Here is a 23,148-nt window from a genome sequence, read left to right on the forward strand (position 1 = left end):
CATATCGGGGGCCGTTTCCATGCTGCTTATCGCAGGTCTTGGCAATCCTGGCTCCCGCTATGCGAAAAACCGGCACAATATCGGTTTCATGGCGGCGGATGAGATACACCGCCGCCATCGCTTTTCTCCCTGGCAGAAGAAATTCCATGCGGAGATCGCCGACGGCGCCATAGACGGCGAAAAAGTGCTCCTCATCAAGCCCCAGACTTTCATGAACCTTTCCGGCCAGGCGGTCGGCGAGGCCATGCGTTTTTATAAGCTCTCCCCCGCCGATCTCGTGGTCATCTATGACGAGCTGGACCTGCCGGCGGCCAAGCTGCGCATCAAGACCGGCGGAAGCTCGGGCGGGCACAACGGCATCAAATCGATCGATGCCCATTGCGGCAAGGACTACCGCCGCATCCGGCTCGGCATCGGCCATCCCGGCGTCAAGGAACTGGTGCACGCCCATGTGCTGGGCGATTTCGCCAAGGTCGACGGCGAATGGCTGGAACTGCTTCTAGGCGGCATAGCGGATAATGCGGGGTATCTGGTCAAGGGCGACGATAACGGTTTCATGAACCGCATATCGCTGGCCATGGGCGGCGGCGATCCGCGTTCGGGCGAGCGAAAAGAGAAAGCCGCCGGCGAAACGCAAAAGCCCGCCGCAGCGAAGGGCCAGAGCCATATACGCCAGGCGCGCACGCCGAAGTCCGCCGCCGATATCCCGGCCAGCGGACCTATGGCCGACATGCTGAAAAGGCTGTTCGGCAAGAAGGATTGAAATTCGCCTTTAAAGGCATTGAAATAGATAAGGACGGAATATCATGGGTTTCAAATGCGGCATCGTCGGCCTGCCGAATGTCGGAAAGTCGACGCTTTTCAATGCACTGACCAGGACGGCGGCAGCACAGGCTGCGAACTATCCCTTCTGCACCATCGAGCCGAACACCGGTGAAGTCGCCGTGCCGGACCCGCGCATGAAGGCAATCGCAGCCGTCGCCAAGTCGCAGAACATCATCCCGACCCGCATCTCCTTCGTCGATATCGCCGGCCTCGTGCGCGGCGCCTCGAAGGGCGAAGGCCTCGGCAACCAGTTCCTCGCCAATATCCGCGAGGTGGACGCCATCGTCCATGTGCTGCGCTGCTTCGAGGATGACGACATCACCCATGTCGAGGGCCGCATCGATCCGGTTTCCGATGCCGAGACGGTCGAGACGGAACTCATGCTCTCCGATCTGGAAAGTATCGAGCGCCGCATCGTGCAGATCCGCAAGCGCGCCACCACCGCCAAGGACAAGGAAGCGTTGGCTGTCCTGCCCCTGATGGAAAAGGCGCTTGAGCTCCTGCAAGCCGGCAAGCCCGTGCGCATCCTGCTCAAGGACATCGCGCCGGAGGATCTTCCGATTCTGCAGGAGCTGAACCTGCTGACCTCGAAGCCGGTCCTCTATGTCTGCAATGTCGCGGAAAGCGACGCCGTGGCAGGCAACGAGCACACCAGGGCCGTAGCCGCCATGGCCGATGCGCAGGGTGCTGAGTCGGTCGTCATCTCGGCTGCCATCGAGGCGGAGGTAGCCCAGCTTTCCGACGAGGAAGGCAAGGAATTCCTCGATGCCATAGGCCTTGAAGAGCCCGGCCTCGACCGGCTGATCCGCGCCGGTTACAGGCTTCTCGACCTCATCACCTATTTCACCGCCGGACCGAAGGAAACGCGCGCCTGGACGGTGAAGCGCGGCGCCAAGGCGCCCCAGGCTGCCGGCGTCATCCATACCGACTTCGAGCGTGGCTTCATCCGCGCGCAGACCATCGCCTTCGACGATTATGTAACGCTCGGCGGCGAAGTCGCGGCCAAGGAGGCAGGCAAGGCCCGCGACGAGGGCAAGGAATATGTCGTGCAGGATGGCGACGTGATGCTGTTCAGGTTCAACACCTGAGCCATCAGGTTCCAGACGCCGGCGGAGGAGACGGATATGGACATGAAGCCTCATCATTATGCCTATGAGGATTTTACGGTAGGACTGGAACTGCCTCTGGGTCCGAAGAAGGTGACGGCGGCGGAGATCATCGCCTTCGCCAGCGAATTCGACCCGCAGCCTTTCCACCTCGACGAAGCAGTGGGAAAGGCGAGCATTCTCGGCGGGCTCGCCGCTTCAGGCTGGCACACCGTTTCCATGCTGATGCGCATGATGTGCGACGCCTATATCACCGGCTCCACCTCGCAAGGCGCCCCCGGCGTCGATTTCGTCAAATGGAAGAAGCCGGTCCTGGCCGGGGATACGCTCACCGGCAGGAGCAAGGTTCTCGACCGCCGCCTTTCCAGGTCGAAGCCTAATCTCGGCTTCATCACCGTGCACCATGAATTGTTCAATCAGAACGGCGAAAGCGTCTGCGAAGTGCAGCACAGCGCCATGTTCCTCCTTCGCGATCCGCAACGCCAGGCCGAGGAGGCGGCGCGATGAGCCTGCTGGAAGAACAGATCGGCGTCGAGCAGACGCTGGGCAGCTACACCTTCAGCGCCGATGCGATCATCCGCTTCGCCACTCTCTACGACCCCCAACCCTTCCACATCGATCCGGAAGCGGCCAGGAAAAGCAATTTCGGCGGCCTCTGTGCTTCCGGCTGGCACACCACTGCAGTCTGGATGAAGCTCAATGTGCAATCGATGGGAGAAGCGCTGAAGCAAGCCACGGCGCGCGGCGAGCCGCTGCCGGTCTTCGGCCCCTCGCCCGGCTTCGAAAACCTCAAATGGCTGAAGCCCGTCTTTGCCGGCGACACCATCACCTACAAGCGCACCATCAAGGCAATCCGCCCCCTCACCTCCCGCCCCGGCTGGTCGATGCTGAACATGTACTCTTCGGCGTATAATCAAGATGGCCTGAAAGTGATGGAGTTCGACAGCGCCGCGCTGGTGAAGGTGTGACGACAAATTTGGGAACGCTGGCGGGACAGCGCGCCCCTCTGGGCTGCCGCCCATCTCCCCCGCAAGGGGGGAGATTAGCCTTCATAAAATATTCGCACCAATCGCAATCGTTGCAGAATAAGCATCGAAAATCGCGTCAGCCAATCTCCCCCCTTGCAGGGGAGATGTCCGGCAGGACAGAGGGGGCGCTGTCCCGTTAACCTTGCAATTTAACCTGAAGCGCCCTGACCAGCCGGTGGCCGATCAATCCCCTTCGAATTCCACCAGCGTACGCACCGTTACGCCGAGCGCCTCCAGCTTCTTCCGCCCACCCAGATCCGGCAGATCGATGATGAAGCACGCGGCGACGATATCGGCGCCCATCTGCATGAGAAGCTTGGCCGCGCCCTCCGCCGTTCCGCCGGTGGCGATCAGATCGTCGACGAGGATGACCTTTTCGCCCGGCACGATGGCATCGCGGTGCATCTCCATCTCATCGAGACCATATTCGAGACTATAGGCGATGCGGACCGTATCGTGCGGTAGCTTGCCCTTCTTGCGGATCGGCACGAAACCGGCTGAAAGCTGATGCGCGATCGCGCCGCCGAGGATGAAACCGCGCGCTTCGATACCAGCCACCTTGTCGGCCTTGCCGCCCGCATAGGGATAGACCAGTTCGTCCACAGCCCGCCGAAAGGCGCGCGCATTGCCCAAAAGAGTCGTGATATCGCGGAACATGATGCCGGGCTTCGGATAATCCGGGATCGTCCGGATGGCTTCTTTCAATGTTTCACGCAGCGCGGAATCCATGTGATTTCCTTTCGGTCGTACCGATTTTTGCAGGCATCTCTGTCAAAAGAAAGGGCGCCGTCGGCGCCCTTTCTTCAAATAGCGGTTAGATTTATTGCTCAATGCGCGACATTCGCCCAGACCCGACGCTTGACGAGATAGACCATGCCGGCAAACAGGATGAGGAAGATCATGACCCGGAAACCGGTCCGCTTGCGGGCTTCCAGATGCGGCTCTGCGGCCCACATCAGGAACGCCGAAACGTCGCGCGAATACTGATCGAGCGTCTGCGGCGCCCCGTCATCATAGGTGACCTGGCCGTCATCAATCGGCTTCGGCATGGCCAGCGACTTGCCCGCGATGAAATACGGGTTGTAGTGCGTGCCTTCCGGGATCTGCATGCCCTCCGGCGGAGTGTGGTCATAGCCGGTCAACAGCGCATGGATATAATCCGGACCGCCTTCAGCATATTGCGTGAAGATATCGAAGATGAAGGTCGGAAAGCCACGTTCGACGCCGCGCGCCTTGGCGATCAGCGAGAAATCCGGCGGTACCGCGCCATTGTTGGAAGCTGCCGCGGCCTCGTCATTGGGGAATGGCGAGGGGAAATAGTCGGTCGCAATAGCCTTGCGGGTGAACATCTCGCCATCCGCATTCGGGCCGTCCTGGACCTCGTATTCGGCGGCGAAAGCCTTCACCTGGTCTTCCGAATAGCCAAGTTCCTCCAGCGAGCGAAAGGCAACGAGCTTCATCGCATGGCAGCTGGCGCAGACTTCCTTGTAGACCTTCAGACCACGCTGCAGCTGGCCCTTGTCATAGGTCCCGAAGGGACCGGCAAAGGACCACTTTTCCTGCTGAGGCTTGATCATTGGGAAATGCGTCGGCTCCGCCGCGCTGTGTGCTTCCTCGGCAAGCGCGCTGCCGCCGACAAGACCGACAGCAAGCATGACGCCGAGGCTGAGCGTAGCGAGACCGGTGAGGATCGTTTTCATGAGACAGTCCTTAATATCTGGCAGTTCGCTCAGCCTTTGGTTTCCGGAGCGGCGGTCACGCCGGCCATCAGGCCACCGTTTTTCGACTTGGCCAGCACCGCTTCGGTAATCGAGTTCGGCAATCGCTTCGGCGTCTCGATCAATCCGAGAACCGGCATGATGACGAGGAAGAACGCGTAATAGTAAAGCGTGGCAAACTGCGCCATGTGGACATAGCTGCCCTCTGCCGGACGGGAGCCGAGCCAGCCGAGGAAGATGGCATTAACAACGAACAGCCAGAAGAACAGCTTGTACCATGGGCGATAAACGGCCGACCGCACCTTCGACGTATCGAGCCAGGGCACCAGGAACAGCACCGCGATCGAACCGAACATGACCAGAACGCCGCCGAGCTTGGAATCGATCGGGCCGATATTGAAGGTGATGGCGCGCAGCATCGCGTAGAATGGCAGGAAATACCATTCAGGGACGATGTGAGCCGGCGTCTTCAAGGAGTTTGCCGGGATGTAGTTATCCGGATGCCCGAGATAGTTGGGCATGTAGAAGACGAAATAGGCAAACAGGATGAAGAACAGAATCATGCCGAAGGCGTCCTTGACGGTCGCATAGGGCGTGAACGGCAGTGTGTCGGTCTTCGACTTGACCTCAATACCGGTCGGGTTGGTCTGCCCGGTCACATGCAGCGCCCATACGTGCAGGACAACGACACCCGCGATCATAAAGGGCAGGAGGTAATGCAGCGAGAAGAAGCGGTTCAGCGTCGGATTGTCGACCGAAAAGCCGCCGAGCAGCAATTGCTGGATCGGATCGCCAATGATCGGAAAGGCGGTGAAGAACCCGGTGATGACGGTCGCGCCCCAGAAGGACATCTGGCCCCATGGCAGCACGTAGCCCATGAACGCCGTCGCCATCATCAGGAGATAGATAATGACCCCGAGGATCCACAGAAGCTCGCGTGGCGCCTTGTAGGAGCCATAATAGAGACCACGGAAAATATGGGCATAGACGGCCATGAAGAACATGGAAGCACCGTTGGCGTGCATGTAGCGCAGCAGCCAGCCGGAATTCACGTCGCGCATGATCTTTTCGACCGAATCGAACGCGAGGCCGGTCGCTGCCGCATAATGCATGGCCAGCACCACGCCGGTCAGGATCTGTGACACCAGCATGATCGCCAGGATGCCGCCGAACGTATAGGCATAATTCAGATTGCGCGGAACCGGATACGCGATGAAGGAATCATAGACGAGGCGCGGCAATGGCAGCCTTGCGTCGATCCATTTTCCGAGGCCGGTGCTCGGCGTGTAGGTGGAATGTCCGCCACTCATATCGTGTCTCCCAATAACCCTTTAGCCGATCTTGATATGCGTATCTGAGACGAACTGATACGGTGGAATGGCCATGTTCTCCGGCGCCGGGCCGCTGCGGATGCGTCCGGCCGTATCGTAGGTCGAACCATGGCAGGGGCAGAACCAGCCGCCATACTCGCCTGATTCGCCGAGCGGAATACAGCCGAGATGCGTGCAGATACCGACCATGATCAGCCATTTCTCCTTGCCCGCGCCCGCCGAGCGGTCGATGTCGGTGGCCGGTGCATCGGACGCCAGATTGGCGTTGCGCGCGATCGGGTCCTTGAGCGCCGAGAGGGCCGTGTTCTTGGCGTCATCGACTTCTTTCGGCGTACGGTTGCGGATGAATATCGGCTTGCCGCGCCATTTGACCGTCAGCGACATGCCCTCTGTCACGGAGGAGATGTCCACTTCGACCGAGGCTGCCGCCAGCGTCGAAGCATCGGGGCGCATCTGATCGATGAAGGGCCATGCGAGACTTGCCGCCCCCACGGCGCCCGCCATACCGGTCGCTATGTAGAGAAAATCACGCCGTGTCGGCTCAGCCGTGTCGTGTGCGCTCACGAGACCTATCCTTTCCAACTTTCATTTCCACAAGGTATTCCGCGTCCCCTCTCATGAGATCGGCCCATGGCGAATGGGCCGGGCGGAATCCCCCGGCATGTTGCGTGGTTTCTAGGCGTGATGTTGCGGCTTGTCCAGACGGCAGGACGGGAGGACGGCAGGATGTCGCAGGCTGTACACAGCCGTGTTTTTGAACCCAAATCGGCGGTTCAGCCGCTGGCATCGACTTTGCCCAGGAAGCCGCCTGACTGGCGTGCCCAAAGCGCAGCGTAAATTCCGCCGCGCGCAAGCAATTCATCATGCGTGCCTTCCTCGACAATTCGCCCCTGATCCATCACCACGAGGCGGTCCAGCCGGGCAATCGTGGAGAGCCGGTGCGCGATGGCGATGACGGTTTTTCCCTCCATCAGGCGGTAAAGATTATCCTGTATCGACGCCTCCACCTCCGAATCGAGCGCCGAAGTCGCTTCGTCCAGTATGAGGATCGGCGCATTCTTCAGGATTGCCCGCGCGATTGCTATGCGCTGGCGCTGGCCGCCCGAGAGTTTCACCCCGCGCTCGCCGACAAAGGCATCGAAGGCCTTGCGCCCCTTTAAATCCTCCAGCGTCGCGATGAACTCGTCGGCCTCCGCCTGATGCGCGGCGGAAAGCACCTCCTCTTCGGTGGCATCGTCGCGGGCAAGCAGGATATTGTCCTTGAGCGAACGGTGCAGCAGCGCCGTCTCCTGGCTCACCACGGCAAAGGCCCGCCGCAGCGAAGCCTGCGTCACGCTGCTTATATCCTGGCCGTCAACCAGTATACGGCCCTTTTCAACATCGAAGAGCCGCAGGATCAGGTTGATCAGCGTGGTTTTGCCCGCGCCCGATTGACCGACGAGACCGATGCGCTCTCCACCCCTGATGGAAAGGTCGATATCGTCCAGAACGCCGTTCGCTTTCCCATAATGGAACGTAACGTGCTGGATATCGATCGCGCCCTTCGTGACCCGCAACGGCTTGGCGCCCGGCCGATCCTCGAGGCCGAGCGGCGCAGCGACGAGGCGCATCGAGTTCTCGATCAGGCCGAGTTGCCGCAACATGCCGTTCAACTGCATCATCAGCCGGCTGAGCAGCATGCTGAGGCGCAGCACCAGCCCGAGGGTGAACGACACCTCCCCCACCGTCATGATTCCCTTGGTCCACAAATCAATGGAAAGCGCCGTCACACTCACGATCATCAGGCCCGAAAGCGCGGTCAGCATTATCCGCACGCCCGTTATCGAGCGGTAGAACGGTAGGAGCGTGGCCACATAGCGATCAAACCCGTCCCGCAGATAGGCTTCGTCCGCATCTGCAGTGTTGAGCTTGATTGTCTGGATGTTGGAGTAGCTGTCGACGATGCGCCCGTTGATCATCGAGCCGGCTTCGGCGGCCGCCTCGGCGCGAACGCGGATTACCGGCAAATAATGCCGTGCGATGAACCCGAACGCGACGATCCACAGGATCACCGCCGCTGCCAGCCGCCAGTCCAGGCGGCCGACGAGCGTAAGCGTCGTGAAACTGTAGATCAGCATGAACCAGATCACCTGGATGAAGGTAGTCATCAGGTCGCCGGCCGCCTGCCCGGCCTGCCAGACCTTCGTGGCGATGCGCCCGGCGAAATCGTTCTGGAAAAACGCATAGGACTGACGCAGCACATGGGCATTGGCCTGCCAGCGGATCAGATTATAGAAACCCAGCGACAGCGTCTGATCGTCCAGAAGCGTGTTTACCGCCGTGACCGCCAGACGCACGATGAGAACCGTGATCGCCATGAAGAGCAGTTCCGGCCCTGCAGCAGCCATCAGGCCATGCCAGCTCTTGTCCGCCGTCTGGTCCAGGATATCGACCAGCCTGCCCATGAAATAGAACAGCCCCGCCTCTACCAGCGGCGCCAGTCCGCCGACGATGAGGGCGAGCGCAAGCGGGCCCCGCGCCTGCCGGGCATAATGCCAGAGGAAGCGCACCGTCGTACCGGGCGGGCGCAGATCGTCGATCTTGCGGAAAGGATCGACCCAGCGTTCGAAGAAGCTGTAGATCGCCTTCATGCCGTTCTGCTCTTATTCAGCGGCCAATCCCTCCGAAGTGTCATCGAAACCCAGGAAGCCGCCCGACTGCCGCGCCCAGAGACCGGCATAGATGCCACCCTGCGCGATCAGTTCCTCATGCGTGCCATCCTCGACGATCCGGCCCCGATCCATGACGATCAGGCGATCCAGCGCCGCGATGGTCGAAAGCCGGTGTGCGATAGCAATGACGGTCTTGCCCTCCATCAGGCGGTAGAGATTGTCCTGGATCGCCGCCTCCACTTCCGAATCAAGCGCCGAGGTCGCCTCATCGAGAATGAGGATGGGTGCATCCTTCAGCATGACCCTTGCAATTGCAATGCGCTGGCGTTGTCCGCCGGAGAGTTTTACACCGCGTTCGCCGACATGCGCGTCAAAGCCCGTGCGCCCCTTGGGATCGGTCAGCGTCTGGATGAAATCGCCCGCCTCCGCGCCCTTGACGGCCTCCAGCATCATCGCCTCCGTGGCGTCAGGACGGCCATAGAGGACGTTGTCGCGCACCGAACGGTGCAGGAGCGAGGTATCCTGCGTGACCATGCCGATATTGGCGCGCAAGCTATCTTGCGTCACCCCCGCGATATCCTGCCCGTCGATCAGGATGCGGCCGGCTTCGACGTCGTAGAAACGCAGGAGCAGGCTCACCAGCGTCGACTTGCCCGCGCCCGAGCGCCCGACCAAGCCGATCTTCTCGCCCGGACGGATCGTCAGCGCCAGATCGTCGATCACCCCCTTCCCCTTGCCGTAGTGGAAGCGGATATGGTCGAAGACGATCTCCCCCTTCGAGACATGCAGGGCGGGCGCACCGGGCACATCCGTGATCATCTGCGGCTGTGCGATCGATGCCATGCCGTCCTGCACCGTGCCGATGTTCTCGAACAGCGACGACATTTCCCACATGATCCATTGCGACATGCCGTTGAGCCGCAGCACGAGGCCGATGCCGACCGCCACCGCGCCGATCGTCACGGCTTCGCCGAGCCAGAGCCAGATGCCAATGCTGCCGACCGAAAACAGAAGCAGGCAGTTCAGGATGTAGAGCGAGAAATAGAATTTCGTCACCAGCCGCATCTGGCGGTTGACCGTTTCCTGGAAGGTAAGGAGACTTTCGTGGGCATATTCTTCCTCCCGGTTCGAATGGGAGAACAGCTTGACCGTCGCGATATTGGTGTAGCTGTCGACAATCCGGCCCGTCATGATGGAGCGGGCGTTCGCCTGCTCCTCCGAGATGACCCGCATCTTCGGAATGAAGAAGCGCAGCAGCCCGATATAGGCGATCACCCACACCGCGAACGGCACCATCAGCCGCCAGTTCGCCGAGGCCGCGATGATGAGCGTGCCGGTGAAATAGACCACGACATAGTTGAGCACGTCGAGCAGCTTCATCACCGTCTCGCGCACGGCGAGCGCCGTCTGCATCAGCTTGGTCGAGATGCGGCCGGCGAATTCGTCCTGGAAGAAGGTCATCGACTGGCGGATGAGATAGCGGTGGATCATCCAGCGCACCCGCATCGGAAAATTGCCGAGCAGCGTCTGGTGAATGACGAGCGAGTGGAACAGCACCACCGCCGGCAGGACGATCAGAACGACCCCAGCGATCAGCGACAGCCGCCACCCCTCATTGGCGAGGAATGTCTCCCGCGACTGGTGCGAAAGCCAGTCGACGATATTGCCGAGGAACGCAAACAGCGAAACCTCGATCATGGCGATCGTCGCCGCGCCGAGCGCCATCAGCACGATCCACAGCCAGGCGCCCCTGGTGTAATACATGCAGAACGCGACCAGAGTGCGCGGCGGCTCGCGCAGCTCTGTGTCCGGAAATGCCTGTAGCCTTTGCTCAAACCAGCGGAACATTATGAAACCTCATATGCGGTGGCCTCATCGCCCCGGCAAGGTCGCGCGGGGGGAGAGGCGGAAAAGAACGCCGAAACCAGTGGAAGGCTGCCGACCCGCAGCAGCGCCTCGAAACGCAGAATTCTGGACATGACGCAAAACCTGCTAGCGCGGAAAACGGCTGCGGCTCTGGTCAGGACTGGGATACGGAATCTGGAGAAGAACTACCGGAAACGATCGGACGCAGAACCGGGGGACATGGAGGAAGGAGACACCTTCGGCCATGGGAGAAGTCTGGTCGTGCTGATCATCGACACCTCCAGCGGTTCGTTTGCGGGAGTTTGCTATAGACAATCTTTCTACTTTTGGCGAGACCCCACGCGACAAAATGTCCTGCCGCCTGCCCTCAACTGACAGATGTTGCCATTCAGCCACCATCCGGCTACGCCGCCTCCATGGACCTGCGAATAGCCCTCTACCAGCCCGATATCCCCGGCAACACCGGAACGATCCTGCGCATGGCCGCCTGCCTCGGCATCGGCGTGGATGTGATCGAGCCAGCCGGTTTCGACATCTCCGATAGAGCTCTGCGGCGCGCCGGCATGGATTATCTCGAGCAGGCCGCCCTCACCCGTCATCTCGATTGGACGCATTTCGACCGATGGCGGAAGAGCGCCGGCAGTCGGCTGGTGCTGTTCTCCACCAAGGCCGCCGAGCCATATACAAGCTTTTCCTTCGGCCCCGGCGACGTGCTTCTGTTCGGGCGAGAATCGGCGGGCGTTCCTGACCACGTACATGAAAGCGCCGATGCCAGGCTGCTGATACCGATGGTGGAAAACGCCCGCTCGCTCAACATCGCCCTGTCAGCCGCGATGGCCGCAGGTGAAGCGCTGCGTCAACTTCGTCCATGAGCGAAAACGAATCGCGAAACAACGGGATAGAATGAAAGCCGGAATCAGGATGTGAACGCGGCCACATCCCCGAGCACCCCTTCAATCCGCCGTCGGCAGCCGCCTCATCGTGAACTCGATGACGTCGTCCGGCCGTTCGCACCAGCTCTCGATCTCGGTCCAGTAGGCAGCCTTGGGAAACATTGCGAACCATTCCCGCGCCTTTTCGCGGGCGTCGTGGCGCGGCAATGTGAATGTTTCGCGGATGAAGCCATCGCGCGGCAGGCGCTCTTTGCGGGCGCGGCCGGCCTCAAGCTGCTTGCGCAAGCCATTGAGCGGTGGACGGGGCAGATTGGCGGCCATCGTGAACCCTCGCAAAACCCTTCGCCGACAAGGTAGCTTGGTTGTAGCTGGAAAACGAGTCATTTCTTGGGGAGCAAGCCTTTCCGCCTCTGTTCGCTGGCGTTATCCCCTTTGCGCCATATCGAGAGTTTGCTACGAATTGATAAAAGGACAAAATTCTCATGCAACGCCCTGATATTCCAACCACGCTTCCAGCTGAACTCGAAGAGAAGAAGGCCCTCGCCAAGGTCTGGTTCGAGGAACTGCGCGACAGGATTTGTGCGACGCTGGAGCAGTTGGAAGACGATCTGGACGGCCCGCTTGCCGACCGCGAGCCCGGCCGTTTCGTTCAGACCCCCTGGCAGCGCGACGATGGCAATGGCGGCGGCGGCGTGATGTCACTCATGCATGGCCGCGTCTTCGAAAAGGTCGGCGTCCACACCTCGACCGTCTTCGGCGAGTTCTCGCCCGAATTCCGCAAGCAGATCCCCGGCGCGGAGGAAGATCCCCGCTTCTGGGCTTCCGGCATTTCACTGATCGCGCATCCGCAAAACCCCAACGTGCCTGCCGTGCACATGAATACGCGCATGGTCGTCACCTCACGCCAGTGGTTCGGCGGCGGCGCCGACCTGACGCCGGTTCTCGACCGCCGCCGCACGCAGGACGATCTCGACGCACGAGCCTTTCACAAGGCGTTGAAATTCGTCTGCGACAAGCATCGCGATGTCGTCGATTACGACAAGCTGAAGGAATGGTGCGACGAGTATTTTTTCCTGCCGCATCGCAATGAGCCGCGCGGCATCGGCGGCATCTTCTATGATTGGCTGCATTCCTCCGACGAAGCCGGCGGCTGGGACGCCGATTTCAACTTCACCCGCGATGTCGGGCGTGGCTTTTCGGTCATCTATCCACATATCGTGCGGCAGAACTTCAACATGGACTGGACCGCCGAAGACCGCCAGGAACAGTTGGTTCGCCGCGGCCGCTACGTCGAATTCAATCTTCTCTACGACCGCGGCACCATTTTCGGCCTGAAGACGGGCGGCAATGTCGACGCGATCCTGTCGTCCATGCCGCCGACGGTGAAATGGCCTTGAGCCGCTGAACGACCGAATGCTCAGCCCTTCCCGGAAATCTCCGGCAATCTGGCGAGGAGCGCCTCGCGGTCGAGCGAGAAGCCTGATTCGATCCAGATGTCCTCGAGCGCACGCTGTGCGCGGCCGACCTCCGGTCCCTTCTTCATGCCCGCCGCTATGAGATCGCCGCCGGTCAGGGGAAAGTGTGGGGTCTCGTAGGTCTCGGCCTTTTCCAGGAGGCGCGCATAGCGTCCCGCCTCCATCATCGCCGCCGCATCGCCGCTCCCCGCTCCGACGCGGGCTGCCGAAAGCGCCAGCCGCAACCGGTCGACGATCGCCTGCCTGCTGCCGCGATAGATCCGTCGGGCAAGTCCCATGTCGGAGAGGTTCGGCTTCAGCGCATCGGCCCGGGCCCAGGCCTCGATCCTCGCCCGCTCTGCGTTCGACATCTTCAGCCGCTCGCCCAGCGCCTCCATGCGCGCCGCATCCGGTGGGATGAGGCTTTCGAGCCGCAGGAGAGGGTCCGCCGGCCAGCCGAGGTCCAGTTCAGCGCGGGTGAGGCCGTGAATGGCATCAATGCCCCATTTCTCGCTTTCCGGCAGGATGACGTTCAGAACGCCGGTCTGCCGCATCCACAAAAGCGCCCGCGAGGGATCGGGGGCCGAGAGAAGCTTCTTCATCTCGTCCCAGATCCGCTCTTTCGACAGGCCCGCCAACCCATCCTTCAGCCGCGTGCAGGCTTTCAACCCCTGCGCTTCCGGCCGCCCGGACCCGTACCAGGCGAAGAAGCGGAAGAAACGCAGGATGCGCAGATAGTCTTCCTGGATACGCAATTCGGCATCGCCGATGAAGCGCAGCGTCCGCGTCTCGATATCCCTGAGCCCGCCGACATCATCGACCAAAGTGCCGTCGGCCTTGGCGTAGAGCGCGTTGATGGTGAAGTCTCGCCGCTCGGCGTCGGTCTTCCAGTCGCGCCCGAAGGCGACTTTCGCGCGCCGGCCGTCGGTTTCGATGTCGGCGCGCAGCGTCGTCACCTCGAAAGGCCTGCCGCCGGCGACGACAGTCACCGTCCCATGCTCGATGCCGGTCGGCACGGCCTTGAAGCCACGCTCCACGGCACGGCGCATGGTTTCATCGGGCGAGGTGGTCGTCGCGATATCAATGTCGGCGACCTTCTGGTCGAGCAACGTGTTGCGGATGGCGCCGCCCACGATACGCGCCTCCTCGCCATCGCTGGAAAGCGCACCCAGCAGCGATTGCAGGTTCTTGTCGGACAGCCACGGCGCCCGTCCTTCGATGGAAACGATATCGCTCAAGCGTAGAGCCTTTCATAAAGGGTGCGGATGATGCCGGCAGTCACGCCCCAGATGAAGCGCTCCTGATAGGGCATCGTATAGTAGGATCTCTCGCGGCCTTCCCATACCCTGCTCTCGCGGCGGTGGTTGCGCGGGTCCATCAGGAAGGAAAGCGGTACCTCGAACACGTCAGCCACTTCATCCGGATTGGCAACGAGATCGAATGGCGGGCGCAGGATCGCGAGAACCGGCGTGATCGAATAGCCTGTTGTCGTGAGATAGCGCGGCAGACGGCCGAGAAGCTCCGTCCTGTCGGCGGCAAGGCCGATTTCCTCATGCGCCTCGCGCAGCGCGGCATGTTCCGCCGTGCCGTCCCCCGGATCGATGGCGCCGCCAGGAAAGGCGATCTGGCCGGAATGCTTGCGCATGGAGGCGTTGCGCAGCGTCAGGAGCATCGTCGCTTCCGGCCCGCGATCGACCACGGGCACAAGCACCGCCGCATCCCGCATCTTCCCGGCAGTGACCATCTGGTCGAGATCGGACGCAAGTTCGGCATTGAGCAGATGGTCGCCGCGATCCGCGCTCACCCCGTCATGGCCGACATCGGCGATGCGCGCGGCGAAGGCTTGTGCGGAAAACGCGCCTGCTTCTTCGCCATGCCTGGCTTCCCCGGTGATGGCCCTCACGACCGGAACGCCTCCAGCGCGTCGGCAGGCAGGATCGGAAAGACCACGCCGCTCGAGCGGACCGCGAACATGGCCCTGCCGTCGATCTCCACATCCTCGCCCAAGCCCACCAGATCGTACATGACGGGCCGCGCCAGCAGCGCCTCCAGCCTGCCGCGGACCAGGAGATAGGGCTTCAACCCCTCGTTTTCGCGCGCAACCTCGAAGCGCAGCGGATTGCCGGGCCCGGCCTCCACCACATCGCCGACATTGGTGCGAAACGTCAGGACCTGCTCGCCGCCCTCACCCGACACATTCATCTCGACCGCCAGGAATGGCGCATCCTCTACCCGAATGCCCACCTTTTCCACAGGGGTCACAAGATAGGTCCGGCCGTCCCCGTCCTTGCGCAGGATCGTCGAGAAAAGCCGGATAAGCGGTTTGCGGCCGATCGGCGTGCCCATATAGAACCACGTCCCGTCGGCGCGGATTTCCATGTCGATATCGCCGCAGAAATCGGGATTCCACCGCTCGACCGGCGGCAGGCCCTTTTCGCTCGTCCCGTCGGCGCGCGCGCGGGCGATCAGGGCTTCCAGCCCCGCCATGTCCGATCCGGAAACTATACTGCTCTTTCCCATGCGACTCGGTTATTCTCACATTGAAAATTAAGGATACGTCACGAAATAGTCACCGTTTCGCGGCTTGTCAGCATGTCATAGTGATTTAACTTGTCCAGTGAGGGGCCAGTTTTAGAGCACTGTTCAGCTGTCATAGCGGCCGGACCATTTGCGAGGAAGCCATGAGCGTTGTCAAAACAGCCGATCCCATCGATCCCAAAGCTCTGGTTGCCGAAGCCGAGCGCGCCCTTCAGGACATCTCGAAAATCCGCGAAGCCGTCGGCACGGTCATCTTCGGACAGGAGAGCGTCATCGAGCGCACCCTCGTCGCCCTTCTGGCCGGCGGCCATGCGCTGCTCGTCGGCGTTCCCGGCCTCGCCAAGACCAAGCTGGTGGAAACGCTGGGCACTGTGCTCGGCCTCGATGAACGCCGTGTGCAGTTCACGCCCGACTTGATGCCATCGGACATCATCGGCTCGGAGGTCATGGAGCAGAACGCCGACGGCCGCCGCTCCTTCCGCTATGTGAAGGGACCAATCTTCGCGCAGCTCCTGATGGCCGACGAGATCAACCGCGCCAGCCCCCGCACCCAGTCGGCGCTGCTGCAGTCGATGCAGGAATATCATGTGACGGTCGCCGGCGAGCGCCATGACCTGCCCTCGCCCTTCCATGTGCTGGCGACCCAGAACCCGCTGGAGCAGGAAGGCACCTACCCGCTGCCGGAAGCCCAGCTCGACCGCTTTCTCATGCAGATCGATATCCTCTATCCCGAGCTGGACGCCGAGCGCCGCATCCTCCTGGAAACCACCGGCACCTCCGACGCCAAGGCCCGTGCTGTCATCACCGCCCTGCGGCTGAAGGAGATGCAGAACCTGATCCGCCGCATGCCGGTTTCGGAAAACGTCGTGGAAGCGATCCTCAAGCTGGTGCGCTCCGCCCGCCCCGGCGCCGGCAGCGAACATGCCGACCGCCACATCGCATGGGGACCCGGACCCCGCGCCAGCCAGGCGATGACGCTGTGCGCCCGCGCCCGCGCGCTTTATGACGGTCGTCTCGCTCCATCGGTCGACGACGTGAAGGCGCTTGCCGAGCCCGTCCTGCAGCACCGCATGGCGCTGACCTTCGCGGCGCGCGCCGACGGTATGAACGTCCGCGATGTCATCGCCAATCTCGTGAAGGCAGCCATTTGATGGCGGCGTTCGGCGCGCAAGTCCAGCCGGTCGCGACGACCGACGCGCTTGCCCGCGCCAGACAGCGCGCCGCGCTGGTGCCCGATCTCCTGGTCGAGGCGCGCCGGGTGGTCAATACGGTCATCACCGGCTGGCATGGCCGGCGCAGGCGCGGCATGGGCGAGAATTTTTGGCAGTTCCGTCCCTATGTCGAAGGCGAGGCGCTGTCGCGCATCGACTGGCGACGTTCGGCCCGCGACGATCATACCTATGTGCGCGATCGCGAATGGGAAGCGGCGCATACCGTCTGGCTATGGGCCGATCCTTCCGCCTCGATGCTTTTTCAGTCAGATCTCGGCGAAGTCGCCAAGGAATGGCGCTCGCTGGTCATCACGCTGGCTATGGCCGAGCTTCTGTCGCGTAGCGGCGAGCGCATCGCCTATCCCGGCATCATCGCCCCGTTCGCCGCGCGCAATGGCGCTGAAAGGCTTGCCGCAGCCCTCGTCCATTCCACGGGCGTGACCGCCCTGCCCGATATAGCCGGCATCAGGCGCTTCTCCGATATCATCCTGGTCAGCGATTTCCTCCAGCCCGTCGAGGAGATGCAGGAGCTTCTCGAACGTCTGGCCAAGCACGGCGTCCGCGCCCACCTGATCGAGATTGCCGATCCGGCGGAAGAGGTGTTTCCCTATTCCGGCCGCACCGAGTTCCGCGATCCCGAGACGGGCGAAAAGATCACCGCCGGCCGCGCCGAGACCTATGCCCAGGATTATCGCAAGCTCTATCTCGCCCGCCGCGAGACGCTTTCTGACTATTGCAAGCGGCTCGGCTGGAGCTACACCGTCAATCACACCGACCGCCCGGCATCCGAAGCGCTGGTGAAGGTGCATATGAACATGACCGCCGATATGGGCCGTCGCGGAGGTGCGGCATGAATGCGCTTCCGTTTGCCTTCGGCGCACCGATGATCCTCGCAGGCCTCATTGCCTTGCCTGTTATCTGGTGGCTCCTGCGCATGACGCCGCCGCGCCCGCAGGAAGAGGTGTTTCCGCCGCTCAGGATCCTCGCCAATGTGCTGAAGAAGGAGGAGACGCCGAGCAAGAGCCCATGGTGGATGACGCTTCTGCGCCTTTTGCTTGCCGCGCTGGTGATCCTGGCCCTGGCCGAGCCCGTCTGGAACCCGCGTCCCGTCACCCTTGCCGGCAAGGAGCCCGTCGCCATCGTACTCGACAATGGCTGGGCATCGGCCGAGAACTGGAACCAGAAGCTGGAAACGGCGGAGCGCCTCGTCACCGATGCGGAAGCCTCGGGCGCGTTGATCTATGTCATGGGCACCGCGGAGCGCACCAATGTCGAGATTGGACCTTTCGATGCCCCCCGCGCTCTGGAAAGGCTGCAGGCGTTAAAACCCCGTCCGATCCCCGTCAACCGCCAGGAGGCGTTCAACCGCCTTTCCACGTCGATCTCAGCCACCCCCGGCGCACGCGTCGCCTATCTCAATGACGGGATCGAGACGGCGGATGCCGCGGCTGCCCTCGCGAGCCTCGATCAGAGCGGCGCGTCCTCCATGCTCTGGTACAGGCCCGATACGTCTAACCTTGCCGCCCTCACCTCGGTCGAGAACGGTGCCGACGGGCTCGTCGTCCATGCCGTGCGGCCAAGCGACGCCAGCCAGCCGCGCAGCGTCACCGTCGGCGCTTTCGACACTAAGGGCCGCCGGATCGCCGAAACGAGCCTCGCCTTCGCCATTGGCAGCAGCACGGCCGAGGGCCGCATCGAGGCCCCCATAGAGTTGCGCAACGATTTCTCGTTCCTCCGCATCGATGGCGCATCGCAAGCGGCCGCGACGCGTCTCCTCGACAGCAATGCCAAAAGGCGGCGCGTGGCCCTTTTATCCGGCGCAGACGCCGATAGCGCCCAGCCGCTTTTGTCGCCGCTTTATTACATTTCCCGCGCCCTCAACCCCTATGCCGATCTCGTGCAGCCGCGCACCGCCGATCTTGCCGTTTCGGTGCCGGAACTGCTTGAGCAGAATCCGTCCGTTGTGGTGATGGCCGATATCGGCAAATTGCCGGAAGCGGCGGAACAGCGGCTGGCCGACTGGGTCGCCAAGGGCGGGACGCTCATCCGTTTCGCCGGGCCGAAGCTTGCAGGCGCCAGCGACGACGATACGCTGCTGCCGGTCACGCTCAGGCGCGGCGAACGCTCGCTTGGCGGCACGCTTTCCTGGACCGAGCCGCAGCCGCTGGCGGCATTTCCGGCAGCCGGGCCGTTCGCGGGCCTTCCCACCCCACGCGACGTTACCGTGACGCGTCAGGTGCTGGCGGAGCCTTCTCCCGGCCTCTTTGAAAAGAGCTGGGCGAACCTCGCCGACGGAACGCCTCTTGTAACGGGGGAAACCAGGGGTAGCGGCCGGATCGTGCTTTTCCACGTCGCGCCTAATGCCACCTGGTCAAATCTGCCGATCAGCGGCACCTTCGTTGAGATGCTGCGCCGTATCGTTGCCCTCTCGCAGAATCTCGGCGGCAGCGAGGATAAGGGTACGGCAAGCGTTTCGCTTCCGCCTTATCTCATGCTGGCGGCAGATGGCTCGACCATGCCACCGGCGCCGGAAACCAAACCGCTCACCATCGGCGGCGGCGCTACCCCTCAGGTGAGCTATGACAACCCGCCCGGCTTCTACGGCTCCGAGGAGGCGCTTTATGCGCTGAACCTTCTCGGCCCGCAGGCAAAGTTGAACCCGCTCATCCAGCCTTCGCTGTCCTTCCCCGTCACCGCGAGCGCCTATGCCGCCGATGAATCGATCCGCCTGCGCGGACCGCTCTTTGCGGCGGCGGCAATCCTGCTGGCGCTCGATACCCTGCTGGTGCTGTGGCTCGGAGGACATTTCCGCATGGGCGGTCCGCGCAAGGGTGGCCGGATGCAGGGCGGGCGCAAGGCGGCGGCCCTGGGCGCCCTGGCGCTGCTGCTTCTGCCGGCTGTGCTGTTCGCGTCCGCCTCTCCGTTTGCCGGCGGCGGGGCCATGGCGCAGACGACAGCACCCGCCCCTCCCGCTCCACCAGCGGCCCAACCGGAAAGCAGCGACAATGTCGTGCATGACGACAGCAGGCCCGGCGACCAGGCGATGATCGATGCGGTTTCCGTCACGCATCTGGCCTATATCGTTACAGGCGACAAGGCCGTCGACGATATCAGCAAGGCAGGCCTGCAAGGACTTACGCAGTTCCTGATGGAGAAGACGGCAATGGAGCCCGGCGAGCCGATCGGCCTAGACCCGGCGCGCGACGAGCTTGCCTTCTATCCGCTGATCTACTGGCCCATCGATGCCAACGCACCGATGCCGAGCGAGGCCGCGATCGCCCGCATTGACGCCTATATGCAGCAGGGGGGCACGGTGCTGTTCGACACCCGCGACGAATTTGCCGCCGGTGCAGGGCTAGACGGCTCGACCACGCCCGCCGGGCAGCGCCTGCGCGCCATTCTGGACGGCATGAACGTACCGCCGCTCGAGCCTGTGCCGAGCGATCATGTCCTGACGAAATCCTTCTACATCATGCCGGATTTTCCGGGGCGTTACCGTGGCAGCCCGCTCTGGGTGGAGGCCTCGCTCAACAGCGAGAGCCGCCAGGACCGCCCGGTTCGAACCGGCGATGGCGTCAGCCCGATCCTCATCACCGCCAATGATCTTGCCGGCGCCTGGGCCATCGACCAGCGTGGCGCGCCCTTGCTCCCGACTGTTCCCAACGATCCGATGCAGCGGGCCTATGCCCTGCGCGGCGGAGTCAACATCATGATGTACATGCTGACCGGCAATTATAAATCCGATCAGGTCCACGTCCCCGTTCTGCTCGAACGGCTCGGAAACTGAGCGGAGAAACCGATGCATCTGTCGCTTGATTTCCAACCGCTCTTCTCATGGCCCTGGCTTGCGGCCATCCTCGTGCCGCTGGCGCTGCTGGTGCTTGCCGGGCTCTTCTTCCGCCAGCGCGGCGGCGTCATCCGCTTGCTGGCGCTTCTGGCGCTTGTTCTCGCTCTCATCAATCCGATCCTGATCGATGAAGAACGCGAACCGCTGAAGAGCGTCGTCGCCGTCGTCGTCGACCGGAGCCAGAGCCAGGATATCGGCAACCGCCGTGCCGATGCCGACGCCGCCGTCAAGACGGTCGAGGAAGAGCTTGGGAAGCTGCCGCAATTCGACGTGCGCGTCGTGGAGGCCGGGCGCGCGAGCGACGATGATGACGGCACCTCGACAAAGCTGTTCCAGGCCCTGAACGGCGCCTTCCGCGACGTGCCGCCCTCGCGCATCGGCGGCGCGATCATGGTGACGGACGGCCAGATACATGACATTCCGGAAAACGCCGCCGCGCTCGGCTTCAATGCGCCCATCCACGGGCTGATCACCGGAACGCCCGATGAGTTCGACCGCCGTATCCGCTTCGTGCAGGCGCCGCGTTTCGGCATCGTGGGAAAACCGCAGCAGCTCGTCTATACCGTCACCGACGAGGGCCAGAATCCGCAGGCAAGTGGAGCTGCGCGCGTGCGTATCCTCGTCAACGGCAATATCGTAAGCGAGGAAAACGCCGTCATCGGCAGCGAAACGCCCGTCGAAGTGACCTTGCCCAAGGCGGGCGCCAATATCGTCGAGATCAGGACCGATCCGATCTCCGGCGAAGTCACCGAAACCAACAATCGCGCCGTGGCGATGATCGACGGCATTCGCGATAACCTCAAGGTTCTTCTCGTTTCGGGCGAGCCGCACAATGGCGAGCGCACCTGGCGCAACCTTCTCAAGGCCGACGCATCCGTCGATCTCGTCCATTTCACCATTCTGCGTCCGCCGGAAAAGCAGGACGGGACGCCCATAAATGAACTGTCGCTGATTGCCTTCCCGACGCGTGAGCTCTTTGTCGAGAAGATCGAGGATTTCGACCTCATCATCTTCGACCGCTACCAGCACCGCGACGTGCTGCCGCTGCTCTATTATGATTATATCGCCCAATATGTCGAAAACGGCGGTGCGCTGCTGATTGCGGCCGGCTCCGAATATGCGGGCAACCAGTCCATCGCGCGCACGCCGCTCCTGAGCGCCCTGCCCGCGCTCCCCACCGGCGAGATCACCGAAAAGGCCTTTTATCCGCGCCTGACCGACATGGGCAAGCGCCATCCCGTGACGCGTGGGCTGGAAGGTGGGGCGCAGGAGCCGCCGCGCTGGAGCCGCTGGTTCCGCATCATCGACATCAACCAGCCTCAGGGCGAGGTCATCATGAAGGGCGCCGACAACAAGCCGCTCCTCGTGCTCAACCGGGTCGGCGAAGGCCGTGTCGGCATGTTCCTGTCCGACCAGGGCTGGCTCTGGGCGCGCGGCTTCGAAGGCGGCGGTCCCTATGCCGCGCTCTACCGCCGCATCGCCCACTGGCTGATGAAAGAACCGGAACTGGAGGAGGAAGCGCTGACGGCAAGCGGCAGCGGCCGCACACTACATATCCGCCGCCAGACCATGGGCGACAATCCCGGCAATGCCACCGTCATCACCCCGACCGGCCAGACCGTCGAAGTGCCGCTTACCCGCACCGAGCCCGGTATCTTCAGCGGGTCGCTGCAGTCCGACGTGATCGGGCTTTTCCAGGTCGCCAATGGCGATCTGAGCACGCTCGCCCATGTCGGCCCGATCGACGCGCCCGAGTTCACCGACAGCATCTCGACCACCGCCAGCCTCGATCCAGTGGCGCGGGAAACCGGCGGCAGCGTGCGGCGATTGCGAACAGAAGCGGGTCAGGCGAACGTTGAAGTGCCCAGCATCATCGCCGTGCGCAACACGGCGGTGGCGAGTGGCAACAGTTGGATCGGCCTGCGCGAAACCGGCGACACGACGCTCAAGAGCGTCAACCGCCTGCCGCTCTTCTCGGGCTTCCTCGGCTTGGCCGCGATGCTCCTGGTGCTCGGCAGCATGTGGTATCGCGAGGGGCGTTAGAGCAATTCCAGGAAAAAGTGCGAAGCGGTTTTCCGTCCGGAATTGCGTAAAAATAAATGTTTAGAGCGGTTCTCCGATTCGATCAAAACAGGAACCGCTCTAAAGCCTCCGCCCTTCAGGCGCGATCGGCGTGACGCACCAGGCCTGATACATTCTCCAGCGCACGGACCGTGAATTCGCATGCGAGCAACCGGTGGGGATCGACGGGCGCGGGCATCATGATCCGGCCAGGCTCGACCTTGCGGAAACCGAAAGGCCCATAATAGGGCTCGTCGCCGACAAGCACGACCAGCCGGTGGCCGGCAAGCTTTGCCGCCTCCATCGCCTGGCTCATCAGCGCGCGGCCGATGCCCCGGTTTTTCCATTCCGGCCTCACCGCAAGCGGCCCGAGCAGCAGCGCCCGCGTCTTCCCGATCACGATATGCGTCATCCGTACCGAGCCGACGACGATGCCGCCCTGCAGCGCCACGAAGGAAAGCGAGCGGTCGTGCGAGCCGCCTTCACGGATGCGATACGCGGCCCGCGTGAAACGGCCCGGCCCAAAGGCCTGGCTGTTGATGGCTTCGATCTCGGGATCGTGCGCGGGATCTTCCTGCGCGTAGGTCAGTTCGAGTTGCAGCATGGCAAGACGGTCACA

At 62.5% G+C, this 23,148-nt stretch carries 21 protein-coding genes; 10 read left to right on the forward strand and 11 right to left on the reverse strand.

Going from position 1 to position 23,148, the window contains the following annotated elements; translation table 11 throughout:
- The first annotated feature begins 19 nt into the window (after positions 1 to 19).
- Genes pth through DUT91_RS01840 form a run of 4 tightly spaced genes read left to right on the forward strand, consistent with a single transcriptional unit; the run spans position 20 to position 2,899 of the window.
- A complete protein-coding gene (pth, locus tag DUT91_RS01825; protein WP_114438645.1) occupies positions 20 to 763 on the forward strand; it encodes an aminoacyl-tRNA hydrolase in 744 nt (247 codons plus the stop codon).
- A 43-nt stretch (positions 764 to 806) separates the two neighbouring features.
- Positions 807 to 1,913 (forward strand): redox-regulated ATPase YchF, encoded by a 1,107-nt coding sequence (gene ychF / locus DUT91_RS01830; protein ID WP_114438646.1) that lies wholly within the window; start codon positions 807 to 809, stop codon positions 1,911 to 1,913.
- 36 nt (positions 1,914 to 1,949) lie between these two features.
- On the forward strand, positions 1,950 to 2,438 hold the full coding sequence (locus DUT91_RS01835; RefSeq protein ID WP_114438647.1) for a MaoC family dehydratase: 489 nt from the start codon (positions 1,950 to 1,952) through the stop codon (positions 2,436 to 2,438).
- On the forward strand, positions 2,435 to 2,899 hold the full coding sequence (locus tag DUT91_RS01840; protein WP_114438648.1) for a MaoC family dehydratase: 465 nt from the start codon (positions 2,435 to 2,437) through the stop codon (positions 2,897 to 2,899). The genes DUT91_RS01835 and DUT91_RS01840 overlap by 4 nt, the downstream gene beginning before the upstream one ends.
- A 243-nt stretch (positions 2,900 to 3,142) precedes the next feature.
- Here DUT91_RS01840 and DUT91_RS01845 read toward each other — a convergent pair whose 3' ends face one another.
- The 6 genes from DUT91_RS01845 to DUT91_RS01870 form a co-directional block, all read right to left on the reverse strand.
- Entirely contained in the window at positions 3,143 to 3,688 is a 546-nt protein-coding gene (locus DUT91_RS01845) for an adenine phosphoribosyltransferase (RefSeq protein ID WP_114438649.1), read from the reverse strand.
- Between the two features lie 98 nt (positions 3,689 to 3,786).
- Complete coding sequence (locus DUT91_RS01850) at positions 3,787 to 4,659, reverse strand: cytochrome c1 (protein ID WP_114438650.1); 873 nt, start codon at positions 4,657 to 4,659, stop codon at positions 3,787 to 3,789.
- A 29-nt stretch (positions 4,660 to 4,688) separates the two neighbouring features.
- Positions 4,689 to 5,987: a cytochrome b gene (locus DUT91_RS01855; protein WP_114438651.1), complete on the reverse strand. Its 1,299-nt coding sequence runs from the start codon at positions 5,985 to 5,987 to the stop codon at positions 4,689 to 4,691.
- Between the two features lie 21 nt (positions 5,988 to 6,008).
- Positions 6,009 to 6,572 (reverse strand): ubiquinol-cytochrome c reductase iron-sulfur subunit, encoded by a 564-nt coding sequence (petA, locus tag DUT91_RS01860; RefSeq protein WP_114438994.1) that lies wholly within the window; start codon positions 6,570 to 6,572, stop codon positions 6,009 to 6,011.
- A gap of 209 nt (positions 6,573 to 6,781) precedes the next feature.
- Complete coding sequence (locus tag DUT91_RS01865) at positions 6,782 to 8,638, reverse strand: ABC transporter ATP-binding protein (protein ID WP_114438652.1); 1,857 nt, start codon at positions 8,636 to 8,638, stop codon at positions 6,782 to 6,784.
- Positions 8,639 to 8,650: 12 nt separating this feature from the next.
- Positions 8,651 to 10,507 carry an ABC transporter ATP-binding protein gene (locus tag DUT91_RS01870; protein ID WP_114438653.1) on the reverse strand — a complete coding sequence of 619 codons (1,857 nt, stop codon included), beginning with the start codon at positions 10,505 to 10,507 and terminating at the stop codon, positions 8,651 to 8,653.
- Between the two features lie 434 nt (positions 10,508 to 10,941).
- Between DUT91_RS01870 and DUT91_RS01880 the strand changes: the two genes are divergently transcribed.
- Entirely contained in the window at positions 10,942 to 11,397 is a 456-nt protein-coding gene (locus DUT91_RS01880; protein WP_114438655.1) for a tRNA (cytidine(34)-2'-O)-methyltransferase, read from the forward strand.
- A gap of 81 nt (positions 11,398 to 11,478) precedes the next feature.
- Here the strand turns inward: DUT91_RS01880 and DUT91_RS01885 are convergent, their stop codons facing one another.
- Complete coding sequence (locus DUT91_RS01885; RefSeq protein ID WP_114438656.1) at positions 11,479 to 11,739, reverse strand: hypothetical protein; 261 nt, start codon at positions 11,737 to 11,739, stop codon at positions 11,479 to 11,481.
- Positions 11,740 to 11,900: 161 nt separating this feature from the next.
- Here DUT91_RS01885 and hemF point away from each other — a divergent pair, with 161 nt between their 5' ends.
- Positions 11,901 to 12,815 (forward strand): oxygen-dependent coproporphyrinogen oxidase, encoded by a 915-nt coding sequence (gene hemF, locus DUT91_RS01890; protein ID WP_114438657.1) that lies wholly within the window; start codon positions 11,901 to 11,903, stop codon positions 12,813 to 12,815.
- Between the two features lie 20 nt (positions 12,816 to 12,835).
- Here hemF and DUT91_RS01895 read toward each other — a convergent pair whose 3' ends face one another.
- Genes DUT91_RS01895 through DUT91_RS01905 form a run of 3 tightly spaced genes read right to left on the reverse strand, consistent with a single transcriptional unit; the run spans position 12,836 to position 15,392 of the window.
- Positions 12,836 to 14,110 carry a CCA tRNA nucleotidyltransferase gene (locus DUT91_RS01895; protein ID WP_114438658.1) on the reverse strand — a complete coding sequence of 425 codons (1,275 nt, stop codon included), beginning with the start codon at positions 14,108 to 14,110 and terminating at the stop codon, positions 12,836 to 12,838.
- On the reverse strand, positions 14,107 to 14,766 hold the full coding sequence (locus DUT91_RS01900) for a CoA pyrophosphatase (RefSeq protein WP_200834886.1): 660 nt from the start codon (positions 14,764 to 14,766) through the stop codon (positions 14,107 to 14,109). The genes DUT91_RS01895 and DUT91_RS01900 overlap by 4 nt, the downstream gene beginning before the upstream one ends.
- Positions 14,767 to 14,771: 5 nt before the next feature.
- On the reverse strand, positions 14,772 to 15,392 hold the full coding sequence (locus tag DUT91_RS01905; protein ID WP_114438659.1) for a DUF1285 domain-containing protein: 621 nt from the start codon (positions 15,390 to 15,392) through the stop codon (positions 14,772 to 14,774).
- Between the two features lie 161 nt (positions 15,393 to 15,553).
- Here DUT91_RS01905 and DUT91_RS01910 point away from each other — a divergent pair, with 161 nt between their 5' ends.
- The 4 genes from DUT91_RS01910 to DUT91_RS01925 are packed head-to-tail and all read left to right on the forward strand — an operon-like array spanning position 15,554 to position 22,511.
- Positions 15,554 to 16,561 (forward strand): AAA family ATPase, encoded by a 1,008-nt coding sequence (locus tag DUT91_RS01910; RefSeq protein WP_114438660.1) that lies wholly within the window; start codon positions 15,554 to 15,556, stop codon positions 16,559 to 16,561.
- Positions 16,561 to 17,475, forward strand: coding sequence for a DUF58 domain-containing protein (locus DUT91_RS01915; protein ID WP_114438661.1), 915 nt, complete (start codon positions 16,561 to 16,563; stop codon positions 17,473 to 17,475). The genes DUT91_RS01910 and DUT91_RS01915 overlap by 1 nt, the downstream gene beginning before the upstream one ends.
- Positions 17,472 to 20,408, forward strand: a complete 2,937-nt coding sequence (locus tag DUT91_RS01920) for a DUF4159 domain-containing protein (protein ID WP_114438662.1) — start codon at positions 17,472 to 17,474, stop codon at positions 20,406 to 20,408. The genes DUT91_RS01915 and DUT91_RS01920 overlap by 4 nt, the downstream gene beginning before the upstream one ends.
- A 12-nt stretch (positions 20,409 to 20,420) precedes the next feature.
- Positions 20,421 to 22,511 (forward strand): hypothetical protein, encoded by a 2,091-nt coding sequence (locus DUT91_RS01925; RefSeq protein ID WP_425373729.1) that lies wholly within the window; start codon positions 20,421 to 20,423, stop codon positions 22,509 to 22,511.
- 115 nt (positions 22,512 to 22,626) lie between these two features.
- On the opposite strand, the gene DUT91_RS01930 is transcribed toward DUT91_RS01925, so the two are convergent.
- On the reverse strand, positions 22,627 to 23,133 hold the full coding sequence (locus DUT91_RS01930) for a GNAT family N-acetyltransferase (RefSeq protein WP_114438663.1): 507 nt from the start codon (positions 23,131 to 23,133) through the stop codon (positions 22,627 to 22,629).
- Positions 23,134 to 23,148 lie beyond the last annotated feature (15 nt).

It is taken from the genome of Paramesorhizobium salinisoli (assembly GCF_003335045.1).
In the GTDB taxonomy this organism is placed as follows: Bacteria; Pseudomonadota; Alphaproteobacteria; order Rhizobiales; family Rhizobiaceae; genus Paramesorhizobium; species Paramesorhizobium salinisoli.